This window comes from Pseudomonas sp. TE24901 (assembly GCF_054058375.1).
The window spans coordinates 1-26,841 of the sequence record NZ_JBSSAF010000012.1; the positions used below are offsets into that span (position 1 = coordinate 1).

Genomic DNA, 26,841 nt, shown 5'->3' on the forward strand with positions numbered 1-26,841 from the left:
ATGGATGGCGCGTGGCGGCGGCCCCCCAAATCACTGTCGGATTACGGGCACACCGAGCGTGAGCGAGGTGCCGAGTGTTGGGGCAAGAGCCCTTTTGGTTACTTTTGGGGCTCTTTTCCAAAAGTGACCCGCTGTAAGAGCGGAACCAATACAAGCCATCACCAAAAAATGGAGATGTACCCAGCCTCCAACCCCAACCCCCTACAGATATCCACCCACTGGCCGTTAACCTCTCATAGTCGCCACTAATAAGAGAGAAAAGCCATGCGTCTGAGCCTCAAGGCCAAAGTCCTGTCCCTGGCTATCGTGCCGGTGTTGCTGTTTGCCGTGGTCATCAGCCTGACCACCGTGTGGATTCTCCAGGGCCAGGCGCGCAATGAGGTGGAGGAAACCCGCCAGCGCCTGCTCAACGACGCCAAGGCCACCCTGCAAAGTTATGTCGAGGTGGCCATGACCACCATCAAGCCACTCTATGACGCCGCCGCCCCCGGTGACAGCGCCGCGCGGGCGCAGGTGGTCAAGTTGCTGTCCAACACCAGCTACGGCAAGGACGGCTACTTCTTCGGCTACGACTCCGAGACCATCCGCCTGTTCAAGGGCAACAGCCCCGACGGCGTGGGCAAGAGCTTCAAGGACAACCGCGACCCCAACGGCGTCTACGTCAACCGCGACCTGGTCAAGGTCGGCAAGGACGGCACCCACTACCTGCAATACAGCTCGACCCAGCCCGGGCAGACCGAACTGGTGCCCAAGCTCGGCTACACCGAATACCTGCCCAAGTGGGACATGGTGATTGGTACGTCGGTGAACCTCGACGGCATCGAAGCCCAGGTGGCGGTGGTCGAAGCCAAGGTTGAGAAGCGCATGGCAGGCGTGTTGCTGAGCATCCTCGGCGTGGCCGTGGTGGTGCTGCTGGTGATTGCCGCCGTGGGCATGGTGCTGGCCAACACCATTTTGCGTCCGCTGAACCTGATGAAAGCCAACCTCGACGACATCGCTGCCGGCGAAGGCGACCTGACCCGCCGCCTGGCCATTACCAGCCAGGATGAACTGGGCGACCTGGCCGGTGCGTTCAACCGCTTTGTCGACAAGATCCACGGCCTCGTGCGCCAGATCACCGAGATGACCTCGCAACTCACTGGCCTGGTGAGCCAGGTATCCGACCAGGCCCAGCGCTCCGAGCAGGCCATGGAACGCCAGCGCCACGAAACCGACCAGGTCGCCACCGCGATCAACCAGATGTCGTCGGCTGCCCACGAAGTGGCGCGCAGTGCCCAAGGCGCCGCCGTGGCCGCGCAACAGACCGACGCCGAAGGCCAGGCCGCCAAGCGCGTGGTGGATGGCAGCATCGCGCAGATCCATGCACTGGTGAACGACATCCGCAGCAGCGGCGTGTCCCTCGACAGCCTGCAGCAGGACGTGTCGTCGATTGTCAGCGTGCTTGGGGTGATCCGCTCGATTGCCGAGCAGACCAACCTGCTGGCGCTTAACGCCGCCATTGAAGCCGCGCGGGCAGGGGAGGCCGGGCGCGGGTTTGCGGTGGTGGCCGACGAAGTGCGTGCCCTGGCCAGCCGCACCCAGACCAGCACCCAGGAAATCCAGGGCATGATCGACCGCCTGCAAAAAGGCACCGAGGCGGCCGTGGATGCCATGCGCCGTTCCAGCGATGCCGGTGACGGCACCTCGGCCCAGGCCAACGAAGCCGGGGCGTCCCTGGACACCATGGCGCAGCTGATCGGCACCATCAATTCGATGAACGCCCAGATCGCCAGCGCCGCCGAAGAACAGACTGCCGTGGCCGAAGAGATCAACCGCAGCGTGCACCAGATTGCCGTGGCGGTGGACAGCGTGGCCGATGAGACTCAGTTGGGTGCCCAGACCTCCCGCAGCCTGGCCGATCTGGGCCAGCGCCTGGGCCAGTTGGTGGGGCAGTTCCGCATCTGATCAGCCATAGCTTTGGCGTATGTTGGCCTAACGTTAATACGAATATACCTATCACAGCCCCTCAGTGAGACTTGAGCCCCAACCACAACAGGGGCTCACCTCATGCCGCTTCCCGACCCGCTTCAGCGCCTGGCTGAACTCGACACCAACACCGTCTCCGACGCCCTGGACTTCCTGCAACTGCCGGGGGCCGTCGTTGGCATTCGCCCATTGTGGGATTGCCCCAAGGTGGTGGGCCGGGCCAGCACGGTCAAGCTGGCGCCCAAGACTGACGCGGCCCCTAGCGTGCACCTGATCTCGCCGGTGATCGACGCCATTACCACCGACGACCGCGTGCTGGTGATTGCCGGCGGCATCGAAGGCATTTCCTGCTGGGGCGACATCATCGCCAACGCCGCCGTGGCCAAGAAGATCCGCGGCTCGGTGATCGACGGTTTCAGCCGTGATATCGACGGCAGCGCCTCCATTGGCTACCCGGTGTATGGCCGTGGCGTGACCATGATCAGCGCACGCAACCGCGTGGTACAGGTGGATTCCGGCGTGACCCTCAATGTCGGCGGTGTGGCGGTGTCGGAAGACGACTACGTGATCGCCGACCGCTGCGGCAGTGTGTTCATCCCCGCTGCGGTGATTGAGCAGGTACTCGACCTGGGCGAACGCATCGCCGCCCGTGAAGCCGGCATGGTCGATGCCGTGCGCAGCGGCCGTTCGGTCGCCGATGTGATGCATGACAGCCAATTCGAAGCCATCCGCGTGGAGCCTGCCCGATGAACGATCAACAATTAGTCGCCCTGTTTGCAGGCCTCGACACCCCCGGCGTTTCGGACGCCATGGACAAGCTCGGCATCCCCGGCCAGTGCCTGGGCATCGCGCCGCTGGATAACTACCACGGCACCGTGGTGGGCCCGGCATTCACCGTGCAATACGTGCCCGCCAACACGCCACCGGGTTCGGTGGGGGACTTTATCGAAGACGTGCAACCCGGTGACGTGGTGGTGATCGCCAACGCCGGCCGTACCGACTGCACCGTGTGGGGCGACATCATGACCCAGTACGCCGGGGCACGCGGGATCGCCGCCACGGTGATCGACGGCGTGTGCCGCGACGTGAGCAAGGCCTTGGGCGACGGCTACCCGCTGTTCACCCGGGGCCGCTACATGCGCACCGGCAAGGACCGCGTGGAAGTGCTGTCGGTGAACCAGCCGGTGGCTATCAGCGAGACCCGTGTGTGTGCCCGCGACATCGTGGTGGCCGATGCCAATGGCGTGTTGGTGGTGCCTCGCGCCCGTGCCGCCGAAGTGGCGCAGGTCGCGCGGCAGATCGAAGCCGTGGAAGCGCAGATCCGCGCCCAGATCGAAGCGGGCAAGACTCTCAAGCAAGCGCGTGCATCCCTGGGTTATCACACCCTGCAGAGGAAGCCTTCGTGACCGTTCTGAACAAGCGCCTGGCCCAGGCCCAGCCGTCCGCCACGTACCGCATCATCGACCGCGTGGCCGAGCGCCGCGCCCAAGGGGTGAAGATCATCTCGCTGTGCGCTGGCGAGCCGGATTTCGACACCCCGGCGCATATCCGCCAGGCGGGCATCGATGCGATCCGCGACGGCCATACGCGTTATACCCAGGTGGCCGGGGTGCGTGCGTTGCGAGAAGCGGTGGCCGAGAAGTTCCGCCACGAAAACGGCCTGGACGTCACCTGGCAGGACACGTTGGTCAGCAACGGCGGCAAGCACGTGATCTACAACGCCCTGGCCGCCACCCTGAATGAAGGCGATGAGGTCATCGTGCCCGCGCCGTACTGGGTCAGCTACCCGGAGATGGTCGAGCTGTGCGGCGGTACGGCGAAGGTGCTGGCTTGCGGTGCGGAGGATGGCTTCAAGCTGACGCCTGCGGCCCTTGACGAGGCGATCACGGCGAACACCCGCTGGCTGATCCTCAACTCGCCGTCCAATCCCACGGGAGCGGTGTACAGCCGGCAGGAGCTGCAAGGGTTGGTCGAGGTGTTGCTCAAACACCCACAGGTGCTGGTGCTGGCGGACGATATTTACGAACACCTGCTGTTCGACAACCAGCGTTTCTACACCCTGGCCCAGGTCGAGCCGCGTCTGGCCCCGCGGGTGCTGACCATGAACGGTGTGTCCAAGGCCTATGCCATGACCGGCTGGCGCATCGGCTTTGCCACCGGCCCGCGCTGGTTGCTGGAGGCGATGGAAAAACTCCAGGGCCAGCAGACCTCGGGCGCCAGTGCGATTTCCCAGCACGCGGCGATCGCGGCCTTGAGCGGCCCGCAGGATTTTGTGCAGGCCTCGCGGGCAGTGTTTCAGCGCCGTCGCGACCTGGTGGTGTCATTGCTCAACGCCACGCCGGGGCTGACGTGCGCGAACCCGTCCGGCGCGTTCTACGCTTTTGCCTCTTGCGCGGGCCTGTTGGGGCGCACCTCGCCGGCCGGCACGCTGCTGCAGACCGACGAAGACGTAGCCCACGCCTTGCTCGATGAGGCCAATGTGGCGGTGGTGCATGGCAGCGCATTCGGCCTGGCGCCGTACCTGCGCATCGCCTATGCCCTGGACGACGAGGCGTTGCGCCAGGCTTGTGCAGCCATCCACCGCTTCTGCGCCGCGACCCGCTAGAGGTCGCGCATCAGCAGGCCGAAACGCAGGTCCATCGTGGTCGGGAGCGGCACATACACCGTGTGCCCGTCTCCCGGCGCCACCTCGATGGCCTCGCCCTGGGCGTTGTGCAGCGTGGCCAGGTCAAAGTGGAAGTTGCCGGTGGGGGTCATCAACTCCAGGTGGTTGCCCACGGCGAAGCGGTTTTTCACCTTGACCTCGGCCAACTCGCCTCGGCGTTCGCCAGTCAACTCGCCGACGAACTGTTGGCGTTCGGAGACCGAGCTGCCGTTCTGGTAGTTCTGGTATTCATCGTGTACATGGCGGCGCAGGAAACCTTCGGTGTAGCCGCGCTGGGCCAGGGAGTCGAGGTCGGTCATCAGGTTGCGGTCGAAGGCGCGGCCGGCCACGGCATCGTCAATTGCCCGGCGGTACACCTGGGTGGTGCGTGCGCAATAGAAGTGGGATTTGGTGCGGCCTTCGATCTTCAGCGAATGCACGCCCATGTGAGTCAGACGTTCCACATGCTGCACGGCGCGCAGGTCCTTGGCGTTCATGATGTAGGTGCCGTGTTCGTCTTCGAACGCCGGCATCTGTTCGTCCGGGCGGTTGGCTTCCTGCAACAGGAACACCTGGTCGGTGGGCGCGCCAATCCCCAGCGTCGGCTCGACCTGTTGGACGATATCCCCGGTGGCGTTTTCCACCGCCGGGGTGGCCTGGTATTCCCAGCGGCACGCATTGGTGCAGGTGCCCTGGTTGGCGTCGCGCTTGTTCATGTAGCCCGAGAGCAGGCAGCGCCCGGAATAAGCCATGCACAACGCACCGTGCACAAACACTTCCAGCTCCATGGCCGGCACCTGCTGGCGGATTTCGCCGATCTCTTCCAGTGACAATTCCCGCGACAGGATCACCCGGCAGATCCCTTGCTGCTGCCAGAACTCCACGCTGGCCCAGTTCACCGTGTTGGCCTGCACCGACAAGTGAATCGGCATCTGCGGGAAGTGGCGGCGCACCAGCATGATCAGCCCCGGGTCGGACATGATCAGCGCGTCCGGGCCCATGGCGATCACCGGCGCCAGGTCCTTGAGAAAGGTCTTCAGCTTGGCGTTGTGCGGCGCGATGTTCACCACCACGTAGAAACGCTTGCCCAGCACATGGGCTTCCTGGATGCCGAGCGCTAGGTTGGCGTGGTCGAACTCGTTGTTGCGCACCCGCAGGCTGTAGCGCGGCTGGCCGGCGTAGACCGCATCGGCCCCGTAGGCGAAGGCGTAGCGCATGTTTTTCAGGGTGCCGGCAGGGGCGAGCAGTTCGGGGGCGAGGATGGGGGGCATGGGCTCGGGTCGCAAAAGGTCGCGAAGGTAGCCGAGCTTCATCGTCGGTTTATTGATCCAGGTCTATAAGGGCTGCCGTCCTTGGCATGAATGGGTGTTACGGGTGTGCCAGGTGGGCGCTGGCCACGGTCATTGCATCGCGGCCATCGCGGCTGCTGACACCTGCCAACCAGGTTTGCAGAACGTCAGGGTGGGCCTTGAGCCAGGCCTTGGCGGCGGCCCGGGGCTTCTGGTTCTGATTGAGCACCGCATCCATCAATTGGTTTTCCATGGCCAGGCTGAACGCCAGGTTCTGCAACAGCTTGCCGACATTGCTGCACTCGGTGAGGTAATTCTTGCGCACGTTGGTGTACACCGTGGCCTGGCCGAGGTTGGGGCCGAAGTAATCATCGCCGCCGGTGAGGTATTTCATCTTGTTGCGGGTGTTCATCGGGTGCGGTTCCCAACCCAGGAACACCATCCATTCATTCTTGCGGGTGGCGCGTTTGAGTTGCGAGAGCATCGCCGCCTCGCTGGACTCGACGAGCTTGAAGTCCTTCAGGCCGAAGGCGTTCTTGTCGATCATGGTCTGGATCAGGCGGTTGCCGTCGTTGCCGGGCTCGATCCCGTAGAGCTGGCCGTTGAGGTTGTCTTTGAATTTGGCGATGTCGGCAAAGTCATGCAGCCCGGCGTCGTACACATAATCGGGCACCGCCAGTGTGTATTTGGCACCGTGCAGGTTGGCGCGCACGGTTTCCACCGTGCCGGCGTCGCGGTACGGCTTGATGTCGTTCTCGGTGGTGGGCATCCAGTTGCCGAGGAAGACGTCCAGGTCCTTGCCCGAGGCCAGGGCGCGATAGGTGACCGGGATCGACAGCAGGGTGACCCGGGTGGTGTAGCCAAGGGACTCGAGCACCTCGCTGGTGATGGCGGTGGTGACGGTGATGTCGGTCCAGCCGACGTCCGAGAAACGCACGGTGGCGCAGGACTCAGGTTCGGCGGCCTGGGCGATCAGGGGCAAGGTTAACGACGCGAGCAAGAGCATGGCTTTCATGGGGCAACTCCTCAACGGTAGACGTCGGCAGCGCTCACTATGCGCTGCTGGCAAGGCGGCTCTTGATCAAACGCGGCATCACACGCCGCTTTTGTCGTGTTGCGCTATTGCCTCGCGCCGGCCCCCCGTCCAGGCGCATTCGGTACAGCAGGTACACCGCGGTCGGGCTGGCGCGAGGCGAGCTCGCTCACTACTGAAGAATGTCGTTTCCCGTCAAGTGCGGCGTTGGTGCGGCCCTACACTGGGCAAAAAGCCGAGGGGGATGCGATGAATCAATCCGTGGAGCAACTGAGGGTGCGCCTGGCCTGTGCGTTTCGCTGGGCGGCGCGGCTGGACCTGCATGAATCGATTGCCAACCACTTCAGCGTGGCGGTGTCGGGGGACGGTCGGGACTTCCTGATCAACCCCTATGGCAAGCACTTCTCCCGGATCAGGGCCAGTGACTTGCTGCTGGTCAACGCCGATGACCCGGCCAGCCTCGACTGCCCGGACGCGCCGGACATCACGGCCATGGCCCTGCACGGCGCGCTGCACCGCAACCAGCCACACGCGCGGTGCATCCTGCATACCCATTCCAAGTACGCCACCGCACTGGCCTGCCTGGCCGATTCGCGGCTGCCACCGATCGAGCAGAATGCGATGCGCTTTTTCGAGCGGGTGGTGATCGATGACGGCTTCGATGGCATGGGGCTGGGGGATGAGGCCGAGCGTGTCAGCCATTTGCTCGCGGGCAAGCCGATCCTGTTGATGGGCAACCACGGCCTGCTGGTCGCCGCACCCACCGTCGCCCAGGCGTTCGATGACCTGTATTACTTTGAACGGGCCTGCGAGACCTACCTCACGGCGCTCGCCACCGGCCGGCCGCTGCGTATTGCCAGCGATGACATCGCGCGCAAGACGTGCCGGCAATGGCTGGATTACCCCGGGTTTGCCGACAAACACTTCAACGCGCTGATGAGCATGCTGGACGAAGAGGAGCCTGGCTATCGCCTGTGAATTCAGTCGGCCTCGGCCGGGCGATGGGCCTGGCTCAGGGGCTGGCGCATCACCGGGGCGTTGAGCACCTGGCTGCGGTCTTCACTGGGCGGGCAGCCGAAGCGGGCGCGGTAGGTGCGGGAGAAATGCTCCAGTGAGCCAAACCCCGAGCAGGCCGCTACCTGCGCCACGCTCAGGCGGGTTTGCTGCAACAGGCTATGGGCCTTGGCGAGGCGCAGGGTGATGTAGTACTTGAGCGGCGACAGCCCGGTCTGGTACTTGAACTGGCGCTCCAACTGCCGGCGTGACAAGCCGACCTGGCTGGCAATCGCCTCGCAGTCCAACGGCTCCTCCAGGGCTTTTTCCATCAACTGCACGGCCCGGCGGATCTTGCTGCCGTACAGGCCGGTGCTGGCCTGGCCACCTTCCAGCTGCGGCGCGGCAGGGGCGCGTACCTGGCCCATCAACAGGTGCATGGCAATTTCCCGCGCCAGGCCGCTGTCGACGCTTTGGTCGATCCAGGCCAGCAGCATGTCCAGGGTGGACGTGGCACCGGCGCAGGTCATGCGTTGGCGTTCCAGGGTGTAGAGCTGTGGCTTGGCTTTCACCCGGGGATAGCTTTCCTGGAAACCCTGCAGGTTGTCCCAATGCACGGCGGCTTCGTACCCGTCCAGCACCCCGGCCGCGGCGAGCAGTTCGGTGCCGGTTTCCACACCCATCAACACTGCGCCGAACAGTGCCTGTTTGCGCAACCAGCTTTTTAGCGCCAGGTTGCGGCTGTGCTTGTGCACATCGAAACTGGCGATGACCAGGCACACATCAAACCCCTGGTCGGCATGCAGTCCCTCATCGGCGGTGGTGCACAGGCCGTTGCTGGCTTGTACCGGCGCTCCATCCAGGGACAGCAGCGTCCACTCGAACACCGGCCGCTGGGCCAGCCAATTGGCAATCACCAGAGGTTCGAGCACGGCGGCCAGGCCAAAATGGGAGAACGACGGCAGCAGCAACACCGACACCCGCAACGGCGCCACGTCGCCGCGCCGCCAGGTGAATCGGGTGGGTGTCTCAGAAGATGGGTTCATGAGGCCTCTCTATCGTTGCCGTGTCTGCCAGTGCGGATGAACCCACGCCGGAGCCTGGGACGGTGGCAGCGGCGCCAGTCCACGAATCAGGTCGCTGGCCTTTTCCGCGATCATCACCGTTGGCGCATTGGTATTGCCACTGACGATAATCGGCATGATCGAGGCGTCCACTACCCGCAGGTTGTCGAGGCCATGCACGCGCAGGTGCGTGTCCACCACCGCTTCGGGGTCCTCTGCCGGGCCCATCTTGCAGGTGCCGCTGGCGTGGTAACCGGTCTCCGTCACCTGTCGGGCCCAGGCGTCCAGCTCGGCGTCGCTTTGGGCGTGTGCGCCGGGCACCAGCTCTTCGCCCGCGAACGCCGCCATGGCGGGCTGCCCGATGATCTCGCGCACCAGCCGCGCACCGGCGCGCATGTCAGCTCGATCCTGCTCCGTCTGCAGGTAATTGAACAGGATGCGGGGCGGTTGTCGAGGGTCGACGCTGCGGAGGGTCACACTGCCCAGGCTCGTGGGCCGCATCAGGTCGATATGCACCTGGAATGCATGGCCCTGCACCAGGTCGACACTGCCCGGCTGTACGGCCAAGGGCATGAAGGTCAATTGCAGGTCGGGGTGCTCCACGCCGGCCCGCGACCTGATGAACGCGCCCGCCTCGAAGTGGTTGCTCGCCGCCAGTCCGTCGTGGGTGACGAACCAGCGTGCGCCGATCCACCACTTGCCGGGGGCGGTGGTCCAGGGGTAGAGCGACACCGGCAGCTTGCAGCGGTACTGCACGACGGTGTCGGGATGATCGTTGAGCCGTTTGCCCACTCCTGGCAGCTCATGTATCACGCTGATGCCCACGTCCCGCAGTTCGGCGGCCGGGCCGACACCGGAGAGCAGCAACAGTTGAGGCGAATTGATGGCGCCGCTGGTCAGCAGCACTTCACGTCCGGCGAAAGCCTGGTGGACCTTGCTGCTCTGTTCATACTCGACGCCGATCGCTCGCTTGCCTTCAAACAGGATGCGCAACGCCAAGGCGTTGGTGGCCACCGTGACATTGCCGCGCGCCAACGCCTCGCCCAAGTAGCCTCGTGCCGTGCTCCAGCGCCGCCCGTTGCGGGTGGTGCGGTCCACCGGGCCAAAGGCTTCCTGGCGATAGCCGTTCAAATCCTTGCTCAGGCCATACCCGGCTTCGGCGCCGGCCTTGATGAAGGCTGCGCACAGTGGCGTGCGGGTATCGCCGGGGGTGACATGCAGGTGACCGTTGGCACCTCGGTAATCATCGCCGCCGTCACGATGCTGCTGGGCGCGGATGAAATACGGCAGTACCTGGGCGTAGCTCCAGCCGGTGCAGCCTTGCTCGGCCCAGGCGTCGTAGTCACGGGCATGGCCGCGCATGTAGACCATGCCGTTGATCGACGATGAGCCGCCCAGCGTCCTGCCCCTGGGCGTGCTGATGCGGCGGTTGTCCAGGTAGGGTTCAGGCTCGGACTCATAGCGCCAGTTGTAGCGCGAGCCGCCCACCACAATGCCGACGGCGGAGGGCATATCGAGGGTCCAGCTCTTGTCCGCCGGCCCGGCTTCCAGCACCAGGATGCGCATGTTGGGGTCGCTTCCCAGGCGGTTGGCCAGCACGCAGCCGGCCGAACCCGCGCCCACAATCAGGTAGTCAAACACTGGCTCGGCCATGGTTTGGGGTGCTCCATTCAAAAGGCGGTCAGACCGAAGACGGGCCGTGGATGCCGTTGAACACCAGGCGATGGAAGTGATGCACCAGGTGCTCGCTTTCATTGCTGCGCTGGGCGTCGATCATGTAGCGACCCTGGTCATAACCCAGGGAGTGCAGGCCCTTTTGCACGGAGATGTTCAGGGCGATGTCTTCCGGTCCCAGGTCCTCGTTCATCCATTTCATGCAGGCAGTGCTGACGTCGGCGACGGCGGTGTTGCTGGAGTAGTAGCCAAAGCGCAGCAGGGAGCGCTCGGCGTCCAGGGGAATCATGATGAACGAGCCGAGGAACTCCGAGAACGGGAAGGTATAGAAGGTGTTGTTCGGCCACATGCCGATATTGAAGAAGCATTCGTCCGGGTTGATGTCGGCGCGCAGCGGCACACCGTAGGCTTCGCTGACGGCCAGGTTGGCCGGGGCGATGTAGGTCCACCAGTTGTCGCGCTTGGTCAGCTGGTAGCCCTTGAAGTCGATGAGCTTGGCCAGGTCGATATGGCAGGGGCCGGACAGCTTGAAGTGATAACCCTCGATGGAGTTGTCCATGATCACTTTCCAGTTGGCCGGCACGATCACACCCTGTTCCTCGATCAGGCGCATGTTCGCCAGGTTGGGAAATACACGGCGCATTTCTTCATCAGCCCCCGGGAACAGGTCGCGCAGCGAGGGCGCGGCCGGGTCGAAGTTGAAATAGATGAAGCCGCCCAGTTCTTCGGTGCGGATCTGCGGGATGTTGAACTGCTGCAGGTCGAAGTTTTTCATCTTGTCGCAACGTGGCGCGCCTCGCAGGGTGCCGTCCATCTCGTAGCACCAGGAGTGGTAGGCGCACCGCACTACGCCCCCGGTGGTGCCACGGCGGTCTTCGAGCAAACGGTTGCCGCGATGCTGGCAGACGTTGTGGAACGCGTGGATCTGGCCCTGGCGGTTACGCGCCACCACCACGCTCTGGTCGAACAGGTCGGTGACCACGTACTGGCCCGGCTCGGCGAACTCGCTGACGTGCCCGGCGACGTGCCAGGCGTGCATGAAGATGTTGTCGCGCTCGGCCTTGAACAGCGTTTCGTCGAAAAAGTAGCGCGAGGGCAGGGTGAAGGCCTCTTCCGGGTCCTGGTGGTCCCACCCCTCGACGGGGCTGTTGTGCTTGTGGGTCTGGAACGTCTGCATGGGCGATCTCCTCAGGGGCTGGCCGCGCGGCACGGCTTCGTGTTCTGGGAGCTAATCTAGGGGGAGGGCGCGAGCTGGTATTGATCGATTGCGACCAGTTGCCCTGGAAAAAGATCAAGGCGCGATAAATAGGGCACTCGCCGGTTTTGCAGCGGACTAACCCTCAGGGCGCACACACGCACCCTGTTTTTCTGACATGGACCGGACATGAACCAAACCAACCTGCAATTCAAGACCCTGCTGTTGCTGCTGGCCCTGGTCACCATCGCGTTTATCTGGATACTGCTGCCGTTCTACGGCGCGGTGTTCTGGGCGGTGATCCTGGGCATCATCTTTGCGCCGATGCAACGCCGACTGCACATGAAGTTCGGCTGGAACCGCAACCTGACCTCACTGGCCACCCTGACGGTGTGCCTGGTGATCGCCATTTTGCCGGTGATCATCACCAGTGCCTTGCTGGTGCAGGAGGGCGCAACGCTCTACAAGAACATCGAAAGCGGCAAATTGGACGTGGCGGGGTATATCGAGCAGTTCAAGAACATCCTGCCGCCGTACTTCCAGCACCTGCTGGATCGCTTCGGCATGGGCAACCTGGAGGGCCTGCGGGAGAAGATCGTCAAGAGCGCGATGCAAGGCAGCCAGTTCTTTGCGTCCCAGGCGTTCAGCTTTGGCCAGGGCACGTTCGATTTCCTGGTGAGCTTTTTCATCATGCTGTACTTGCTGTTTTTCCTGCTGCGCGATGGCCCGGAACTGGTGCGCAAAGTGCGCACGGCGGTGCCGCTGGCCGAGCCGCAGAAGCGCCGGTTGCAGCTCAAGTTCAACCGGGTGGTGCGGGCCACGGTCAAGGGCAACGTGTTGGTGGCCGTGACCCAGGGCGCGTTGGGTGGCTTGATCTTCTGGTTTTTGGACATCCCCAGCGCGTTGCTCTGGGCGGTCTTGATGGCGTTTCTGTCGCTGCTGCCTGCTGTGGGTGCAGGGATTGTGTGGGGGCCGGTGGCCGCTTACTTCCTGTTAAGCGGTTCGATCTGGCAGGGGGTGGTGCTGGGCTTGTTCGGGGTGTTTGTGATTGGCCTGGTGGACAACGTGCTGCGCCCGATCCTGGTGGGCAAGGACACCAAGATGCCGGACTACCTGATCCTGATCTCGACCCTGGGCGGCTTGTCGGTGTTCGGCCTGAACGGGTTTGTGATCGGGCCGTTGGTGGCGGCGTTGTTCATGTCGTGCTGGGCGCTGTTTGTGGAGAGCAAACCGCGGGTCAAGCTGCCGTTACCGTGATGTTCAGGCGTGGAGCCTGAAGTTCGAGGCCGTTCGCAGCTGTTTTTCAGCGGCGGACAACGACGTGAGTGGGCCGCTGATGGTTTCGCCATCGCGTACCACGTACCAGCAAGCCAGTAGCCCAAGCTCCCGGAGAGGGGCGGGGACGGCGCTGCCGATGACGGACATGATGTGAGCGGTGGGCATAGGTACCTCCAATCGTTATGGAGGTCACCTTACGGGGCTGCGGCTCCGGAGAAAAATCACCTGTCTCGATAGTCGACATCAACGCCAGGCGTCAATCCACCACCTGGTCGAGCATGATCACCACTTCCTGTTCACTGAGCAGGCCCTTGTGCACCAGGTTTTCTGCCAGCAGGGCCAGGAACTTGGCGCTGCGGTGGCCTTCAAGGTGCTTGAGTTCGGTCAGGGCACTGTAGACCTTGCTGGACGTGCACAGGCCAGCGGTGCGGTGCGGGTTTTGCGTGGGCATGGTCGGTCGTCCTTAGTTGTTATTGGGTGGACAGGGTCGATAGTGAGACTGTTGCGTGACGCAAACATGACAGTGCGAGCCGGGTCCGGGCAAGTAGACATTGACCTTAATCATGTGCGAATACGCCCCGGGCATTGTTCTGACAGCGACCTTGGCACGATGAATCCGGACTTTGCAGGCAAAAAAAAGGCCCCGCGTGTGGGCGAGGCCTGTTCCTGTCGTGTCGACTCACGTATTACCAGCCGCGACCATAGTAGCCGTGGGGAGGGCCGTAATAACCGCGCGGTGGGCCGTAGTAGACCGGCGCCGGGCGGTAGTAAACCTGTTGTTGCACATACACCGGTGGTGGCGGTGCGTAGTAGACCGGTGGCGGCGCGGCATAGACCGGTTGCGGCTGCACATACACGGGTTGCTGCACGTAGACCGGCTGGGACTGGCTGGCCACCACGGAGCCGACAACGGCTGCGCCGATCAAACCACCCAATATGGCCGGGCCACCCCAGCCACCACCGTGGGCGGAGGCTTGGCCTGCCATAGCGAGTGCGCCGATAAGCAAGGCGATCTTGGGGATTTTACGAATCATGGTCATTCCTCGGTTAGCCCCTGCGCTTGTGGTCTGCAATCAATAGACTCAAGGATTGTCGCGGGGATACTTTTAAGACAACGTATTTCTGAAAAACAGCACGGCCGATAGGTAAAGGTTGTGTAAGGTCTGTACCGGTTTGCTTACTCAAAGGAGTTATTCATGCAGATGCACCCCAACAAAGACACCCAACTGTGCATGTCATTGTCGGCGCGTCCCGGGAATTTTGGCTTGCGTTTTCATAACCACCTGTACGAACAGCTGGGCCTGAACTTCTACTATAAAGCGTTCAGCAGCCGGGATTTGCCCGGCGCGATCGGCGGTATCCGGGCGCTGGGCGTGCGTGGTTGCGGGGTTTCCATGCCGTTCAAAGAGGCTGCCATTGCCTTGGTGGACGAACTGGATGAGTCGGTCCAGGCCATCGACTCCCTGAACACCATCGTCAACACCGACGGCCACCTCAAGGCCTACAACACTGACTACATCGCCATCGAGCAACTGCTGAAGACGCACGCGGTGCCCAAGGCGTCGACGTTCGCCCTGCGCGGCAGCGGCGGCATGGCCAAGGCCGTGGCCAGCGCCTTGCGGGACGGCGGGTATGCCAATGGTGTGATCGTGGCGCGCAATGAAGTGGCGGGTCGCGCGCTGGCGCAGAACCTGGGGTATGAGTGGCAGGCCGAGCTGGGCGAGTTGCGCCCGCAGATGTTGATCAACGTGACACCTATCGGCATGACCGGTGGGCCGGAGGCGGACGCCTTGGCGTTTGAGGCTGATGCGATTGAGCGTGCTGAGACTGTGTTCGATGTGGTGGCGATTCCCGCCGAAACGCCGTTGATCGTGCGCGGTCGTGCCCAGGGTAAGCGGGTGATCACCGGGTTGGAGGTGATTGCGATCCAGGCGTTGGAGCAGTTCGTGTTGTATACCGGGGTGCGGCCGACGCAGGAGCAGTTCGAAAAGGCTGTGGCGTTTGCCCGAAACTGAGGCCTTGCATAGAACCAATGTGGGAGCGGGCTTGCTCGCGAAAGCGGAGTGTCAGTCAATATAGATGTGACTGATCCACTGCTTTCGCGAGCAAGCCCGCTCCCACATTTTGTACCGTGTTATGCCTGTTCCAATTGGGCCAAGCGTTCTTCCAATGCGGCTATCCGCGCTTCCAGTTCTTCAATGCGGTCCACGGAAACCGAAGCCCCGCGCTCCACCGGATTGCCCCGTGCCGCGATAATTGCCTCGATATCCGCCGGATCCCCCAGCGCATGGGTGTAGCGATCTTCCCGCTGCCCCGCCTGGCGTGGCACCAGCAGCGCCAGCCCGCGTGCAATCAAGCGCTCAAGCTGGTGCACCACCTGCTCGGCATCTTCAAAGTCATGCATGCGCCCGCTGCGGGTCAGCAGTTCGTTGACGGTTTGCGGCCCGCGCAGGAACAGCAGCCCGATCAGGATCACCTGGGCCGGCACCAGTTCCAGCGCCTTGTCCACGCGATGCTCCCAGCGATCGGCGCGGCTGCCCATCACCAGGCGGGTAAAACCCTGGCCTTCCAGCGCACGCAGGCTCTGGCCGACCTGGCCCTGGCTGAGGTTGGTCACGGGCTCGCGGCTGGTCTTCTGGTTGCAGGCCAGCACCAGGGCATTGAGGGTCAGGGGGTAGGTTTCCGGATTGGTCGCCTGTTTCTCGATCAGGCAGCCCAGGATGCGGATTTCCGTGCTGTTCAGGCGCGGCTCAGGGGTGTCGGTGTCGTGCTCGGCGGTCATCGCGCTTTCCCTATGCAGTGAAGTGCTTAGCCTAATCCTGAAAAAATAAAAGACAAGCGACGGGCCGGTCTATAATCGTCGCCTGTCCAAACCGTGCCATCACCCATGAGACTGCCATGACTATTTCCCTGTACGCCGCTTCCATCCCGGTCTTCAAGCAAATGCTCACCGCCCTGAGCGGTGTGTTGACCAAAGCCGAAGCCCACGCCACCGCCAAGAACATCGAGCCGAACGCCTTGCTGCAAGCGCGTCTGTTCCCGGACATGTTCCAGCTGGTGCGCCAGGTACAGATCGCCGTCGACTTCGCCAAGGGCGTTTCGGCGCGCCTGGCCGAGATCGAAGTGCCTAAATACGACGACAGCGAAGTGACCTTCGCCGACCTGCAAGCGCTGATCGCCAAGGTGCTGGCGTTTGTCGACACCATTTCGCCTGAGCAAATCGACGGCAAGGAAGGCATCGAAATCATCACCCGCCCAGGCACCCCGAAAGAGAAGCGCTTCAGCGGCCAGTCCTATCTGCTGACCTACGGCCTGCCGCAGTTCTTCTTCCACGTCACCACCGCGTACGCCCTGTTGCGTCACAACGGTGTGGAAGTGGGCAAGCGCGACTACATGGGCGCGTTCTAAGCCTTGATACGTTGAAGCCCGGTGGGTGCCAGCAGGCACCGCCGGGCTTTTTCATGGGCCGCATTCGACACACTCTGTTAAGATTCGACATCCCTTTATCACCCTATCTGTCAGCGAACCCTCGGGTTGTCGTTGATGTTGTCGTTTCTGGAGTTTTCATGTTGTTCCCCATCCTGTTGTTGTCAGCTGCCGGCTTTACCGTGCTGACCACAGAGTTTGTGATTGTCGGCCTGCTGCCCGCCATTGCCCGCGACCTGAACGTCAGCGTGCCCCAGGCGGGGCTGCTGGTGACGCTGTTCGCGTTCACCGTGGCGGCATTCGGCCCGTTTCTCACGGCGTATTTCGCGCGATTCCAGCGCAAGCGGCTGTTTATCGTCATCCTGGTTCTGTTTGGCATAGCCAATACCGTGGCGGCACTGGCGCCGAATATCTGGGTGATGGCCCTGGCGCGGTTGATCCCGGCGCTGGGGTTGCCGGTGTTCTGGGCCTTGGCCAGTGAAACGGCGGTGGACATCGTCGGCCCCGAATACGCCGGGCGTGCCATCGAGAAGATCGGTTTTGGCATCGTTTGCGCCACGGTGTTCGGCATCCCCGTGGGCACGCTGATTTCCGACATGTTCGGCTGGCGCACCGCGTTTGCCATCCTCGCCGTGGTGGCGTTAGCCAAGGCCTTGCTGCTGTTCATCTACCTGCCGGTGACAACGCCGAAGAATGACCAGGTGACCCTGCGCGCGCAGTTCAAGATCCTGCGCAGCCCGCTGATGCAGGGGCACATCCTGCTGTCGATCCTAGTGTTTTGCGGCATGTTCACTGCATATACCTACCTGGCGGACATCCTCGAACGCCTGGCCGGGTTCGACGGCACGCTGGTGGGCTGGTGCCTGATGGGCTTTGGCGCCGTCGGGCTGATAGGCAATGCCTTGGGCGGTCGGGCAGTGGATCGCCATCCGTTGATTGCGTCCATGGTGTTCTGCGCGTTCATGATTGCCGGCATGGTGGCGCTGGTGCCAGCGATTCACTCCACCCTGGGCCTGGCGGCTGCGATGGCGGTGTGGGGCGTGACCCAAGCCGCGATGTTCCTGGTCAGCCACGTGCGGCTGATGAAGGCCGCGCCTCACGCACCGGCGTTTGCGGCGTCGCTGAACATCGCCGGGGGCAACCTGGGGATCGGCTTGGGTGCCATGGTCGGTGGGCATGTGATCGACACGTTGGGCTTGGGCAGCCTGGGGTTTGCCGCGTCCGGGTTTATCCTTGTGTCGATCCTGCTGGCGCTGTGGCTGATGAGCGTCAAGCAGCCGCACGCCGCAGGCGCCTGAACGGTCAGGGCAGGGCGGTAAACAACTCCCGTCGAGCACCTTCGGTAATCGCCACGATGCCCGGGTGCTTGACTTTGCGCTCCACCGAGATCGCGTAGAACGACTCGGTCACCGCATCCGTCTGGCCAATCAGCGCCACACTGTATTGGCGCACCACCTCATCGGCAATCACGCTGGGCGCAATGAATATCCCGCTGCCGGATTGGCCGAAAGCCTGCATCAACGCGCTGTCGTCGAATTCACCGATGATCTTCGGCTGGATCTGTTGTTCCGCAAACCAGCGCTGCAAACGACTGCGCACAACCGTCTCTGCGCCAGGAATCAACAGCGGCGCGCCCTGCAGACACTGTGGGAAATCACCGCCGTACTGATCAGCCAACGCCTGAGTGGCGAAAAAGCTGATGCCGCATTCCCCCAGTTTCTGGCTGTAGCCCTTGATGTCCAAGTGAGAGGGCATGGGACTGTCGGAAATCACCAGGTCCAGGCGCTGGATCGCCAGGTCGGCCAACAAGCGTTCGAGTTTGTCCTCACGACAGGTGATGCGGATCGGTTCACTGAGCTCCATGGTCGGGGCGATCAGCCGGTAGACGATGGATTTGGGCACCACATCCGCCACGCCTACGCGAAACAGGATCTGCTGTTCATTGGGCTGAGCGCGCAACATCGCTTCCAGCTCGTTGCCGGTCTGGAACATTTGCTCTGCGTAGGGCAGGGCCTGGCGCCCGGCTTCCGTGAGTTCAAGCTGGCGGCCGACACGCTGGAACAGCGCGACACCAAAGGTCTGTTCAAGCAGGCTGATCTGCCCGCTGATGGTCTGGGGCGTGAGGTTCAGTTGCTCACAGGCGCGCACGATGCTGCCGGTCTTGGCCACGACCCAGAAGTAATGCAGTTGTCGGTAATTGAGCACAATGGCGGTCACTTCGTGAAAACCGAAGTATACGCGAGAAAAATACGAATTTTCCTGAAGTGTTCGTCTGCATAGAATGCCTCGCTATCGAGGGGCCACTTTTTGGGCCCAAGGGTTCTAACGAGGAATACATCATGAAACTCAATTCCCTGGGCGCCGCGTCGTTGCTTGCGCTTTCATTGGTAGTGGTCAGTGGCTGCGATCAGGTTGAGAAGAGCGCCCAGCAAGTGCTGGGCAAGGCGACCGAGTCGGCCAAGCAAGCGATCGACGATACCCACAAGGCTGCCGAACAGGCGTTGAGTGAAGCAACCCAGGGGCTGATCAAGCCTGAAAAACCGGAAAAAGAAGCCGAAGACGCTTCCGACACCAAAGAAACCTAATTCCCCAGCACTACCACGTCAGGACTGACCTATGGACTACCTTTTACAACTGGCCGCCAGCCCCACCGCCTGGATTGCACTGGCCACCTTGATCGTCATGGAAATCGTGCTGGGCATCGATAACCTGATCTTTATCTCGATCCTCACCAACAAGTTGCCGGAAAAACATCGGGCCAAGGCCCGGCGCATCGGTATCAGCATGGCGTTGTTCTTGCGTCTGGGCCTGCTGAGTACCATCGCGTTTATCGTGCAGCTGACAGCGCCGGTGTTCGAGATCTTCGGCCAGGCGTTTTCGTGGAAGGACATGATCCTGATCGCCGGTGGCCTGTTCCTGGTCTGGAAGGCGACCACCGAGATCCATCACAGCATGGACCCGGAGCCGGAAGAGAAGGCCAGCGTCGGCAACACGGTCGCCATCGGCTTCGCCGCGGCGATCGGGCAGATCCTGTTGCTCGACCTGGTGTTCTCCATCGACAGCATCATTACCGCCGTGGGCATGACCGAGCACTTGCCGATCATGATCATTGCCGTGGTGACGTCGGTGATCGTGATGCTGGTGGCGGCCGAGCCGTTGGCCAAGTTCATCAACGACAACCCGACCGTTGTGATGCTGGCCCTGGGCTTCCTGATCATGATCGGTATGACGTTGATTGCCGAAGGCTTCGGCGCCCATGTGCCTAAAGGCTACGTGTATGCCGCCATGGCGTTCTCGGCCGCCATCGAATGCCTGAACATCGCCCGGCGCAACCGCCACAAGCGTTTGCTCGCCGCCCGCCAGTAACAACTAAAAGCAAAAGGCCAGGTGGGTTCATTCGAGCCCACCTGGCCTTTCACTGTCTGCTGCGGGCGCCCGTATCCCAGGCGGCCGGTTTGCTGTTTAGCCGAACGGGTAGGTGGTTTCTTGCTCCCAAGGTTGTGGTAGCGCTGCGGGAGAGAACACGCTGACCCCATTTGTTGTGACAGGCGCCAGTTCCAGGCTTTCGTTGAACCCCGCCAGAGACAGATCGAGGACAGCCTCGCCGGTCGCGATCACACTCGCGTCACCCGCGAACAGTTCGGAAGCGGGTTGCAGCAGGTCCGACAGCAGCGGCAGTTGTGGCTCACGTTCATGGCCTGATGTCTCAATCCCTGGCGCGGTGGCTTCCACGTGCAACACAAAAGGTTCTGAGGTCACGCCATCAGTGACGACAGTGAACGTATGCGTTCCTGGGCTCAGCGGGCTGAATTCCGAAGGTTGGAATGTCCATTGGCCGTCTTCCCCGGCACGGGCGGCGCCGATGAACAGACGATCGTCATACACGAACACGGCAGAGTCCGGTTCGGCTTGCCCGCTGAAAACAGGACGATAGTCGTCAATGGTCGCGCCACTTGTCACACTGCCCGTCCAGTCGCCGGCTTGGTCGAGTGCGCTGTCAACTTGAGGCGTTGGGGTTTGCGGGACATCCTGCACATTCAATACGAAGGCTTCAGAGGTGGCGCCTTCCCCGACAAATGTGAAGGTATGCTCGCCTGGGCTCAGTTTTTTATTGATGTTGGTGTATGTCCAGCTGCCATCCTGCAAAACCGTGACATTGTCGACCAACTTCCCATTGTCATACACCTTCAGGAGCGTCAGCGGTTCGCCTTGGCCATGGAACGTCGGCCGTGCGTCGTTGGTCACGCTGCCGCTCGCAAGCTCGATCACAGTACCTATATTGTCGACTACGGAAGTGATCACGGGCGCGGTCGATTCCGGTGCGCCAATGGTCAAGGTGAACGGGTCTGAGCTGACTCCAGCGTTCACCACAGTGAACACGTGCGTGCCTTGATTCAACGGGGGTACCTGGAACTCCCAAATGCCGTCGGCGTTACTGTGGGCGTAGCCAATGCGGCGGCTGCCATCGTAGATCTGCACCATGGCAAAGGGGTCAGCCTTGCCGCGCAAGGCCGGAGTCGCGTCATCGGTAAGGCTGCCGTTGACCAGCTCACTGTATTTGCCGAAGTTGTCAAACGCCTGGTCGATCTGTGGTTTGGCCGATTCCGGTGCACCAATCGTCAGGGTGAACGTATCAGAGCTCAGTTCGGTGCCAATAGGTGTCTTGGTCACGGCAGTGAGCGAGTGTTCGCCTTGGCTCAGAGTGGCTGCCTGGAATTGCCAGTTGCCATCCGGGCGCGTGAGGGCATAACCCAATCGGGTAGTGCCATCGTAGATAGCCACTTGAGAATGTGGCGCGGCCGTACCCCATAACGTCGGTGTGGCGTCATCGATACTGCCACCGTTTGTGATCTCACCGAATTTGCCAAAATCATCAATGACTGAACTTATTGTCGGTTGAGTGGCTGGCTCTGTGTCCTCTACGGTGAATGTAAAGGGCTGTGATGCGATTCGGTTCACGGCTACCGTCAAGGTGTGCTGACCCGGCGTCAGGGGGGTTCCGGTCTCAACCGTAAAACGTCCATCCGGGCCAACAAATGACGAGCCAACGATAAAGGCACCGTCGTACAGGAGCACTTGGGCACCTGGCTCGCCACGGCCGTGGAACGTGGGAGTCGTATCATCGCTACTGGCACCAGGGGCGATTTCTCCAGGGGTGCCGACACTATCGAATACTGAATCGATCAGCGGAGTTGACGCTTCAAGAATGCTGACGGTCAGCAAAAAGGGTTCTGATGTCTGACCCAGACTATCTACGACGGTCAACTCATGTACACCGGGCTGCAGCGCGCTTTCGGTGGACGGGCGAACCTGCCAGTTGCCTTGCAGGTCCACAAAGGCAGACGTCAGGTATTCGCCATTGTCATAGATTTTGACAAAGGTGCCGATGGCCTCGCTTTTACCTGAAAGGTAGGGGCGGCTATCGTCGATCGTGGCACCACTCTCTACCAACCCGGTCTCGTACCCGGCGGTGTCATAAGCGGTGTCAAATGTAAGAGCTGTCGCGTTCTCAAGTACGGCGATCTCAGGTTCTACGATGATACTTTCCGCCACCGCCTGCGGCTTGAGTTCAATCTGCAACTGCGGGCCGGCATCTCCCGCCTGGCTGTCAGTGGCCGATACGCCCAGGGTATTGCTACCCGTCTCGACCGTTGGAACAGCAAGCGGCGTTGTTTCAGAGGACAGCGTATCAAGCCGGATCGAGAAATCCTGGGTGATCTGGCCGTCTACAGTAATGCTGAAATTCTCCCGCTCCGGGCTGGCGGCCTGTTCTGTCGTGTAGGCCCAGCGACCATTTTCATCGGCCTGCGTGGTCCCGACCGGATTGCTCTGGGCGTCGTAGATTTCGACGGTTGCATGGGCACTGGTCGTACCGTGCAAGGTCAGCGTCATTGAGGCTGAGTCCACAGTGCGTTGAGAACCCTCACGCTCAGCTGTGTACTTTTTCTTAGCGTCCATAAGGTCTTGTTTCCAATAAAGTATAGAGAATGCCGCGTGCCCGCCCCCCGGGGTCACAGGCGCATTTCCGCATACTTATCGGTTTGTGAACTCTAAGAACGGTCTCAAAAAAAAACAGGCCAGGACCTTGCCAGTGATCGTCAGATATCGGCACTGGCCTGTGTGGCAGGCGGGCAGGTGGTTTGTCCGTCATCCAGCCCCTGTTTGTAGTTGCGGCTGAGTAGCGAAGCCTTACCGTTGTGCCAGGTCAGGGTCAGCACGTAAAGCGTGTCGTAGTCACTGCCGGACCAATCCTGGGTAATGGTGTGCTTTTCCCCCGAGGCTTCACTGGCCACCTTGTTGATCAGTTCCGGCAGGTAGCCGTGGGACCAGGCGGTGTAGATGATTGCGTTGTGGTACTTGTCTTCCACCAGCTCGTCGGCCAGGGCACTGGTGTCATTCGCCGAAAACTTGATGTTCACCGGCAGGCCCAGCTTGATGGCGCTGGGGCTGATGGTCATCAGTGGGCGAATGTAGCTGTACGAATTGTCCTTCTCGCCTTCCTCGACATTGCGCGTCGGGTTGGCGGCAAACACGAAATTGGCCTTGCCGAATTTTTCCGGCAATACGGTGGCCAGGTTCATTGCGCGGTTCAGCCCCTGGCAGTTGAGCTGGCCGAGGCCGCCGCTGGGTTTTTCACCGTGACGCAGGAAGATCAAGGTTTGCACGCCATCTACGACTTGTGCACGGCTTTCTCGGGCGTCTAGCGTCAGCCCAACGGTGCCGGCAATTAGCAGCAACGGTAAGACGACATAAGTGTAACGCTTGAAATGATGTGCAACTCGGGCAGGTTTTAGATTCATGGTTCCACTTTTCAGTAATGCAACTAGGGCCGAGCACTCCTGATGCGGGGGTCCACTCCTGTGTGATAGCCGGTTTGTTTTTCTAGCCGTGCGGTCGTCAAGCTTGGAGGGTGGGAGTGTTTTTACGTCGATTGGTTCTATGCGCAAGGATATTTATTCCAACCTATCCCTAATGATAGTTGGCAAATGTTGCAAAACGGCATCGCGATGCGAAGTGTGTTTCGTGATTTGTACGCAGTGGAACGGATATTCAGGGTTTGCAACATAGTCGTTGTCACTGGTTGGCAAGTGAGTAGCCGTTTTAGCGCACGCTATGGCGTCTCAGTTCAGCCAGTGAGCCTCGTCACTTTTATTGAAGGAAATGGAAAACATGAATATCGGCTCGTCTTCAAGCAACCTCTACAGCGGTTTTAACACGATGTCAGCGTCAGAAAACGAGGATCCATCTAGGTCAAAAAGGCGCACCCCCATACTCTGGACCTGCACTGGTGGGCGCGCTACGAGCGATCGGGAGTGGAACGGAAGTAGTTACAACGTGCGCAGTGAAGATCGGCCGTCTGAATTCGGCTACGGCGATTGCTTCCGAGTCACGACATTTGGCCGGCGCTAGCGATCCGAGTAAAAACTGGTGCGCTACCCGTAGCGGGTCGTGCCAGACCTAAAAGAGCGTTGAGCGTCAGCCGTTGGTCAATGGATGGGCTCTCAGCGCCTTTTTTCTGTTCCGCACAGTCAGTAAATTAGATCGCTCTATCTATTTTGTTTACCTTGTGAACCCTTACTATTCCAGTTTTTAAAGGGAGTTCACCATCATGTCTCTTTCAAGCTTCCCTGTTACTAAAAAATGGCCTGCCCAGCATCCCGAACGCTTGCAACTGTATTCGTTGCCCACGCCCAACGGCGTCAAGGTGTCGATCATGCTTGAAGAGCTGGGCCTGCCCTATGAAGCGCACAAAGTCAGTTTCGAGACCCAGGACCAACTGTCACCCGAGTTCCTGTCCCTGAACCCCAACAACAAGATCCCGGCGATCATCGACCCCAATGGCCCGAGCGGCCAGCCGTTGGCGCTGTTCGAGTCCGGCGCGATCCTGATCTACCTGGCGGAAAAAACCAGCCGGCTGCTGTCCGAAGACCCGGCTACCCGCTATGAAACCCTCCAGTGGCTGATGTTCCAGATGGGCGGCATCGGCCCGATGTTTGGCCAGCTGGGCTTTTTCAACAAATTTGCCGGCAAGGCCTACGAAGACAAGCGTCCCCGCGACCGCTATGCCGCCGAATCCCGGCGCCTGCTGGATGTGCTGGAAAAACGCCTGCTGGGCCGCACCTGGATCATGGGTGATGACTACAGCATCGCGGATATCGCCACCTTCCCTTGGATTCGCAACCTGATCGGTTTCTATGAATCCGGTGACCTGGTGGGCATCGCTGATTTCCCCAATGTGCTGCGCGCGCTGGACGGTTTTGTCGCACGTCCGGCCGTGATCCGTGGCCTGAACATCCCGAGCTGACGCATGCCGACTTTCGATTTCAAACAACTGGACGTGTTCAGCCGCGTCGCGCTCAAAGGCAACCCGCTGGCGGTGGTATTGGGGGCCGACAGCCTCACCGATCAACAAATGGCCGATTTCGCCAAGTGGACCAACCTCAGTGAAACCACGTTTTTGCTGACCCCGCGTGACCCGAGGGCCGACTACCGGGTGCGAATATTCACCACCCTCAAGGAGCTGCCGTTCGCCGGCCACCCCACGTTGGGAAGTTGCCATGCGTGGCTGCAGGCGGGGGGCATCCCCAAAGGTGAAGAGATCATCCAGGAGTGTGAAATCGGCCTGGTGCGTATCCGCCGCCAAGGGGATGAGCTGGCCTTTATCGCACCGCCGCTGATACGTTCCGACGCGGTGGAGGCACCGTTGCTGGAGCGCGTGCGCTTGGGGTTGGGTTTGGCGCCCGAGGCCATCCTGCGCAGCCAGTGGGTTGACAATGGCGCAGGCTGGCTGGCGCTAATGCTGGCTGACCGCGAGCAGGTGCTGGGTTTGCGACCTGACTATTCGCAACTGTTGGGCCTGGCAGTGGGTGTGATCGCTGCCTGCGACCCTGAGCACGATGCGGTGGATGCGCAATTCGAAGTGCGCGCCTTTATTGCCGGTGACGGCGCCCAGGAAGATCCGGCCACCGGCAGCCTGAACGCGGGTGTTGCCCAGTGGCTGCTGGGGGAGGGTCTGGCGCCGGAGCGCTATGTCGTCAGCCAGGGCACGGCGATGGGGCGGGCGGGGCGCATTCGCATCGAGCGCCACGGCCCTGAAATATGGGTGGGCGGTGCGGTTGCGGTCTGCATCGACGGGCGCCTACAGCTCTAGATCAATACATTGTTACAGGCCTCGCAATACACTATTGGCCCCCGCGCGTTTGTGCCATGGGGGCCAGGGGGCATAAGCTTTCGCCCCCAATATGTATGCCTCTACCGTTTTGGAAGCCAGGAAAGCCATGACCAGCCAGTTCCCCCAAGCCCGCCCACGCCGCCTGCGCCGCTCCCCGGAGCTGCGTGGCTTGTTCCAGGAAACCGAGTTCACCCTGAACGACCTGGTGCTGCCGATCTTCGTCGAGGAAGAAATCGATGATTTCGTGCCGATCACCAGCATGCCGGGCGTGCAGCGCATCCCTGAGAAAAAACTCGCCGCCGAGATCGAGCGTTATGCCCGTGCCGGCATCAAGTCGGTCATGACCTTCGGCGTGTCCCACCACCTGGACGCCAGCGGCAGCGACACCTGGAAAGAGCGCGGTCTGGTCTCGCGCATGTCCTCGATCATCAAGGACGCCGTGCCGGAAATGGTCGTGATGTCCGACACCTGCTTCTGCGAATACACCGACCATGGCCACTGCGGCGTGATGCACGGCGCCCACGTCGACAACGATGCAACCCTGGTCAACCTCGGCAAACAAGCCGTGGCGGCCGCTCGCGCCGGCGCCGATGTCATCGCACCGTCCGCCGCCATGGACGGCCAGGTCCAGGCAATCCGTCGCGCACTGGATGACGCCGGCTTTACCCACATCCCGATCATGGCCTACTCCACCAAATTCGCCTCGGCCCTCTACGGCCCGTTCCGCGAAGCCGGCGGCAGTGCGCTCAAGGGCGATCGTAAAAGCTACCAGATGAACCCGATGAACCGCCGCGAAGCCGTGCGCGAATCGCTGCTGGACGAACAGGAAGGCGCGGACGCGCTGATGGTCAAGCCGGCCGGCGCCTACCTCGACATCATCCGCGATATCCGCGAAGCCTCACACCTGCCGGTGGCGGCCTATCAGGTGAGCGGCGAGTACGCGATGATCAAGTTCGGCGCCCAGGCGGGCGCGATTGACGAGGCGCGGGTGGTGCGCGAGACGTTGGGGTCGATCAAGCGCGCGGGGGCGGATTTGATTTTTACGTATTTTGCGATGGATTTGGCGTTGGCGGGGATCTAACACTCACGGCAATACCAGATGTGGGAG

At 61.6% G+C, this 26,841-nt stretch carries 26 protein-coding genes and 1 pseudogene; 15 read left to right on the forward strand and 12 right to left on the reverse strand.

Annotated features, from left to right (window positions below; all coding sequences use genetic code 11):
* Window positions 1–264: 264 nt before the first annotated feature.
* The 5 genes and pseudogenes from ACVWVP_RS22720 to ACVWVP_RS22740 form a co-directional block, all read left to right on the forward strand.
* A pseudogene (locus ACVWVP_RS22720) lies at window positions 265–1,086 on the forward strand (cache domain-containing protein); the annotation flags it as partial.
* Window positions 1,087–1,188: 102 nt separating this feature from the next.
* Complete coding sequence (locus ACVWVP_RS22725; RefSeq protein ID WP_371319373.1) at window positions 1,189–1,944, forward strand: methyl-accepting chemotaxis protein; 756 nt, start codon at window positions 1,189–1,191, stop codon at window positions 1,942–1,944.
* 102 nt (window positions 1,945–2,046) lie between these two features.
* Window positions 2,047–2,715, forward strand: a complete 669-nt coding sequence (locus ACVWVP_RS22730) for an RraA family protein (RefSeq protein ID WP_457408147.1) — start codon at window positions 2,047–2,049, stop codon at window positions 2,713–2,715.
* A complete protein-coding gene (locus ACVWVP_RS22735; protein ID WP_259174423.1) occupies window positions 2,712–3,371 on the forward strand; it encodes an RraA family protein in 660 nt (219 codons plus the stop codon). Before ACVWVP_RS22730 ends, ACVWVP_RS22735 begins: the two co-directional genes overlap by 4 nt.
* Window positions 3,368–4,570, forward strand: coding sequence for a pyridoxal phosphate-dependent aminotransferase (locus ACVWVP_RS22740; protein ID WP_457408149.1), 1,203 nt, complete (start codon window positions 3,368–3,370; stop codon window positions 4,568–4,570). The genes ACVWVP_RS22735 and ACVWVP_RS22740 overlap by 4 nt, the downstream gene beginning before the upstream one ends.
* On the opposite strand, the gene trhP is transcribed toward ACVWVP_RS22740, so the two are convergent.
* Entirely contained in the window at window positions 4,567–5,880 is a 1,314-nt protein-coding gene (trhP, locus tag ACVWVP_RS22745; protein ID WP_457408151.1) for a prephenate-dependent tRNA uridine(34) hydroxylase TrhP, read from the reverse strand. The genes ACVWVP_RS22740 and trhP overlap by 4 nt on opposite strands.
* Window positions 5,881–5,977: 97 nt before the next feature.
* A complete protein-coding gene (locus ACVWVP_RS22750) occupies window positions 5,978–6,913 on the reverse strand; it encodes a choline ABC transporter substrate-binding protein (protein WP_457408153.1) in 936 nt (311 codons plus the stop codon).
* 267 nt (window positions 6,914–7,180) lie between these two features.
* On the opposite strand from ACVWVP_RS22750, the gene ACVWVP_RS22755 reads away from it, so the two are divergent.
* Window positions 7,181–7,909, forward strand: a complete 729-nt coding sequence (locus ACVWVP_RS22755; RefSeq protein WP_457408154.1) for a class II aldolase and adducin N-terminal domain-containing protein — start codon at window positions 7,181–7,183, stop codon at window positions 7,907–7,909.
* 2 nt (window positions 7,910–7,911) lie between these two features.
* Here ACVWVP_RS22755 and ACVWVP_RS22760 read toward each other — a convergent pair whose 3' ends face one another.
* Genes ACVWVP_RS22760 through ACVWVP_RS22770 form a run of 3 tightly spaced genes read right to left on the reverse strand, consistent with a single transcriptional unit; the run spans window position 7,912 to window position 11,839 of the window.
* Entirely contained in the window at window positions 7,912–8,970 is a 1,059-nt protein-coding gene (locus ACVWVP_RS22760; RefSeq protein WP_457408157.1) for a GlxA family transcriptional regulator, read from the reverse strand.
* Between the two features lie 9 nt (window positions 8,971–8,979).
* Window positions 8,980–10,641: a choline dehydrogenase gene (locus tag ACVWVP_RS22765; protein ID WP_457408160.1), complete on the reverse strand. Its 1,662-nt coding sequence runs from the start codon at window positions 10,639–10,641 to the stop codon at window positions 8,980–8,982.
* Window positions 10,642–10,669: 28 nt separating this feature from the next.
* On the reverse strand, window positions 10,670–11,839 hold the full coding sequence (locus ACVWVP_RS22770) for an aromatic ring-hydroxylating oxygenase subunit alpha (RefSeq protein WP_457408162.1): 1,170 nt from the start codon (window positions 11,837–11,839) through the stop codon (window positions 10,670–10,672).
* Window positions 11,840–12,046: 207 nt separating this feature from the next.
* Between ACVWVP_RS22770 and ACVWVP_RS22775 the strand changes: the two genes are divergently transcribed.
* Window positions 12,047–13,114 (forward strand): AI-2E family transporter, encoded by a 1,068-nt coding sequence (locus ACVWVP_RS22775; protein WP_178925599.1) that lies wholly within the window; start codon window positions 12,047–12,049, stop codon window positions 13,112–13,114.
* 3 nt (window positions 13,115–13,117) lie between these two features.
* On the opposite strand, the gene ACVWVP_RS22780 is transcribed toward ACVWVP_RS22775, so the two are convergent.
* From ACVWVP_RS22780 to ACVWVP_RS22790, 3 genes are all read right to left on the reverse strand, one after another.
* A complete protein-coding gene (locus tag ACVWVP_RS22780) occupies window positions 13,118–13,300 on the reverse strand; it encodes a hypothetical protein (protein ID WP_457408165.1) in 183 nt (60 codons plus the stop codon).
* Window positions 13,301–13,391: 91 nt separating this feature from the next.
* A complete protein-coding gene (locus ACVWVP_RS22785) occupies window positions 13,392–13,586 on the reverse strand; it encodes a hypothetical protein (protein ID WP_145163363.1) in 195 nt (64 codons plus the stop codon).
* A 235-nt stretch (window positions 13,587–13,821) separates the two neighbouring features.
* Window positions 13,822–14,175 (reverse strand): hypothetical protein, encoded by a 354-nt coding sequence (locus tag ACVWVP_RS22790; RefSeq protein ID WP_078741781.1) that lies wholly within the window; start codon window positions 14,173–14,175, stop codon window positions 13,822–13,824.
* A gap of 156 nt (window positions 14,176–14,331) precedes the next feature.
* Here ACVWVP_RS22790 and ACVWVP_RS22795 point away from each other — a divergent pair, with 156 nt between their 5' ends.
* Window positions 14,332–15,150: a shikimate 5-dehydrogenase gene (locus ACVWVP_RS22795; RefSeq protein ID WP_178925600.1), complete on the forward strand. Its 819-nt coding sequence runs from the start codon at window positions 14,332–14,334 to the stop codon at window positions 15,148–15,150.
* 119 nt (window positions 15,151–15,269) lie between these two features.
* Here the strand turns inward: ACVWVP_RS22795 and ACVWVP_RS22800 are convergent, their stop codons facing one another.
* Window positions 15,270–15,917 (reverse strand): YceH family protein, encoded by a 648-nt coding sequence (locus ACVWVP_RS22800; RefSeq protein ID WP_178925601.1) that lies wholly within the window; start codon window positions 15,915–15,917, stop codon window positions 15,270–15,272.
* A gap of 116 nt (window positions 15,918–16,033) precedes the next feature.
* Here ACVWVP_RS22800 and ACVWVP_RS22805 point away from each other — a divergent pair, with 116 nt between their 5' ends.
* Window positions 16,034–16,543, forward strand: coding sequence for a DUF1993 domain-containing protein (locus ACVWVP_RS22805; RefSeq protein WP_178925602.1), 510 nt, complete (start codon window positions 16,034–16,036; stop codon window positions 16,541–16,543).
* Window positions 16,544–16,701: 158 nt separating this feature from the next.
* Entirely contained in the window at window positions 16,702–17,859 is a 1,158-nt protein-coding gene (locus tag ACVWVP_RS22810; RefSeq protein ID WP_178925603.1) for an MFS transporter, read from the forward strand.
* 4 nt (window positions 17,860–17,863) lie between these two features.
* Here the strand turns inward: ACVWVP_RS22810 and nhaR are convergent, their stop codons facing one another.
* Entirely contained in the window at window positions 17,864–18,766 is a 903-nt protein-coding gene (gene nhaR, locus ACVWVP_RS22815) for a transcriptional activator NhaR (protein ID WP_457408343.1), read from the reverse strand.
* A 134-nt stretch (window positions 18,767–18,900) separates the two neighbouring features.
* Between nhaR and ACVWVP_RS22820 the strand changes: the two genes are divergently transcribed.
* Both ACVWVP_RS22820 and ACVWVP_RS22825 read left to right on the forward strand, forming a co-directional pair.
* A complete protein-coding gene (locus tag ACVWVP_RS22820; RefSeq protein ID WP_178925604.1) occupies window positions 18,901–19,146 on the forward strand; it encodes a hypothetical protein in 246 nt (81 codons plus the stop codon).
* Between the two features lie 31 nt (window positions 19,147–19,177).
* The gene (locus ACVWVP_RS22825; RefSeq protein ID WP_178925605.1) at window positions 19,178–19,927 is read left to right on the forward strand and encodes a TerC family protein; all 750 of its coding nucleotides are present in this window, start codon (window positions 19,178–19,180) and stop codon (window positions 19,925–19,927) included.
* 96 nt (window positions 19,928–20,023) lie between these two features.
* Here ACVWVP_RS22825 and ACVWVP_RS22830 read toward each other — a convergent pair whose 3' ends face one another.
* Both ACVWVP_RS22830 and ACVWVP_RS22835 read right to left on the reverse strand, forming a co-directional pair.
* On the reverse strand, window positions 20,024–22,453 hold the full coding sequence (locus ACVWVP_RS22830) for an Ig-like domain-containing protein (protein ID WP_457408169.1): 2,430 nt from the start codon (window positions 22,451–22,453) through the stop codon (window positions 20,024–20,026).
* A 206-nt stretch (window positions 22,454–22,659) separates the two neighbouring features.
* Entirely contained in the window at window positions 22,660–23,361 is a 702-nt protein-coding gene (locus ACVWVP_RS22835) for a histidine phosphatase family protein (protein ID WP_178925607.1), read from the reverse strand.
* Between the two features lie 809 nt (window positions 23,362–24,170).
* On the opposite strand from ACVWVP_RS22835, the gene ACVWVP_RS22840 reads away from it, so the two are divergent.
* The 3 genes from ACVWVP_RS22840 to hemB all read left to right on the forward strand — a co-directional run bounded on the left by ACVWVP_RS22840 (window position 24,171) and on the right by hemB (window position 26,814).
* Window positions 24,171–24,866, forward strand: a complete 696-nt coding sequence (locus ACVWVP_RS22840; RefSeq protein ID WP_457408171.1) for a glutathione S-transferase N-terminal domain-containing protein — start codon at window positions 24,171–24,173, stop codon at window positions 24,864–24,866.
* 3 nt (window positions 24,867–24,869) lie between these two features.
* A complete protein-coding gene (locus ACVWVP_RS22845) occupies window positions 24,870–25,712 on the forward strand; it encodes a PhzF family phenazine biosynthesis protein (RefSeq protein ID WP_457408172.1) in 843 nt (280 codons plus the stop codon).
* Window positions 25,713–25,839: 127 nt separating this feature from the next.
* Window positions 25,840–26,814, forward strand: coding sequence for a porphobilinogen synthase (gene hemB / locus ACVWVP_RS22850; protein WP_178925609.1), 975 nt, complete (start codon window positions 25,840–25,842; stop codon window positions 26,812–26,814).
* The last annotated feature ends 27 nt before the right edge of the window (window positions 26,815–26,841 follow it).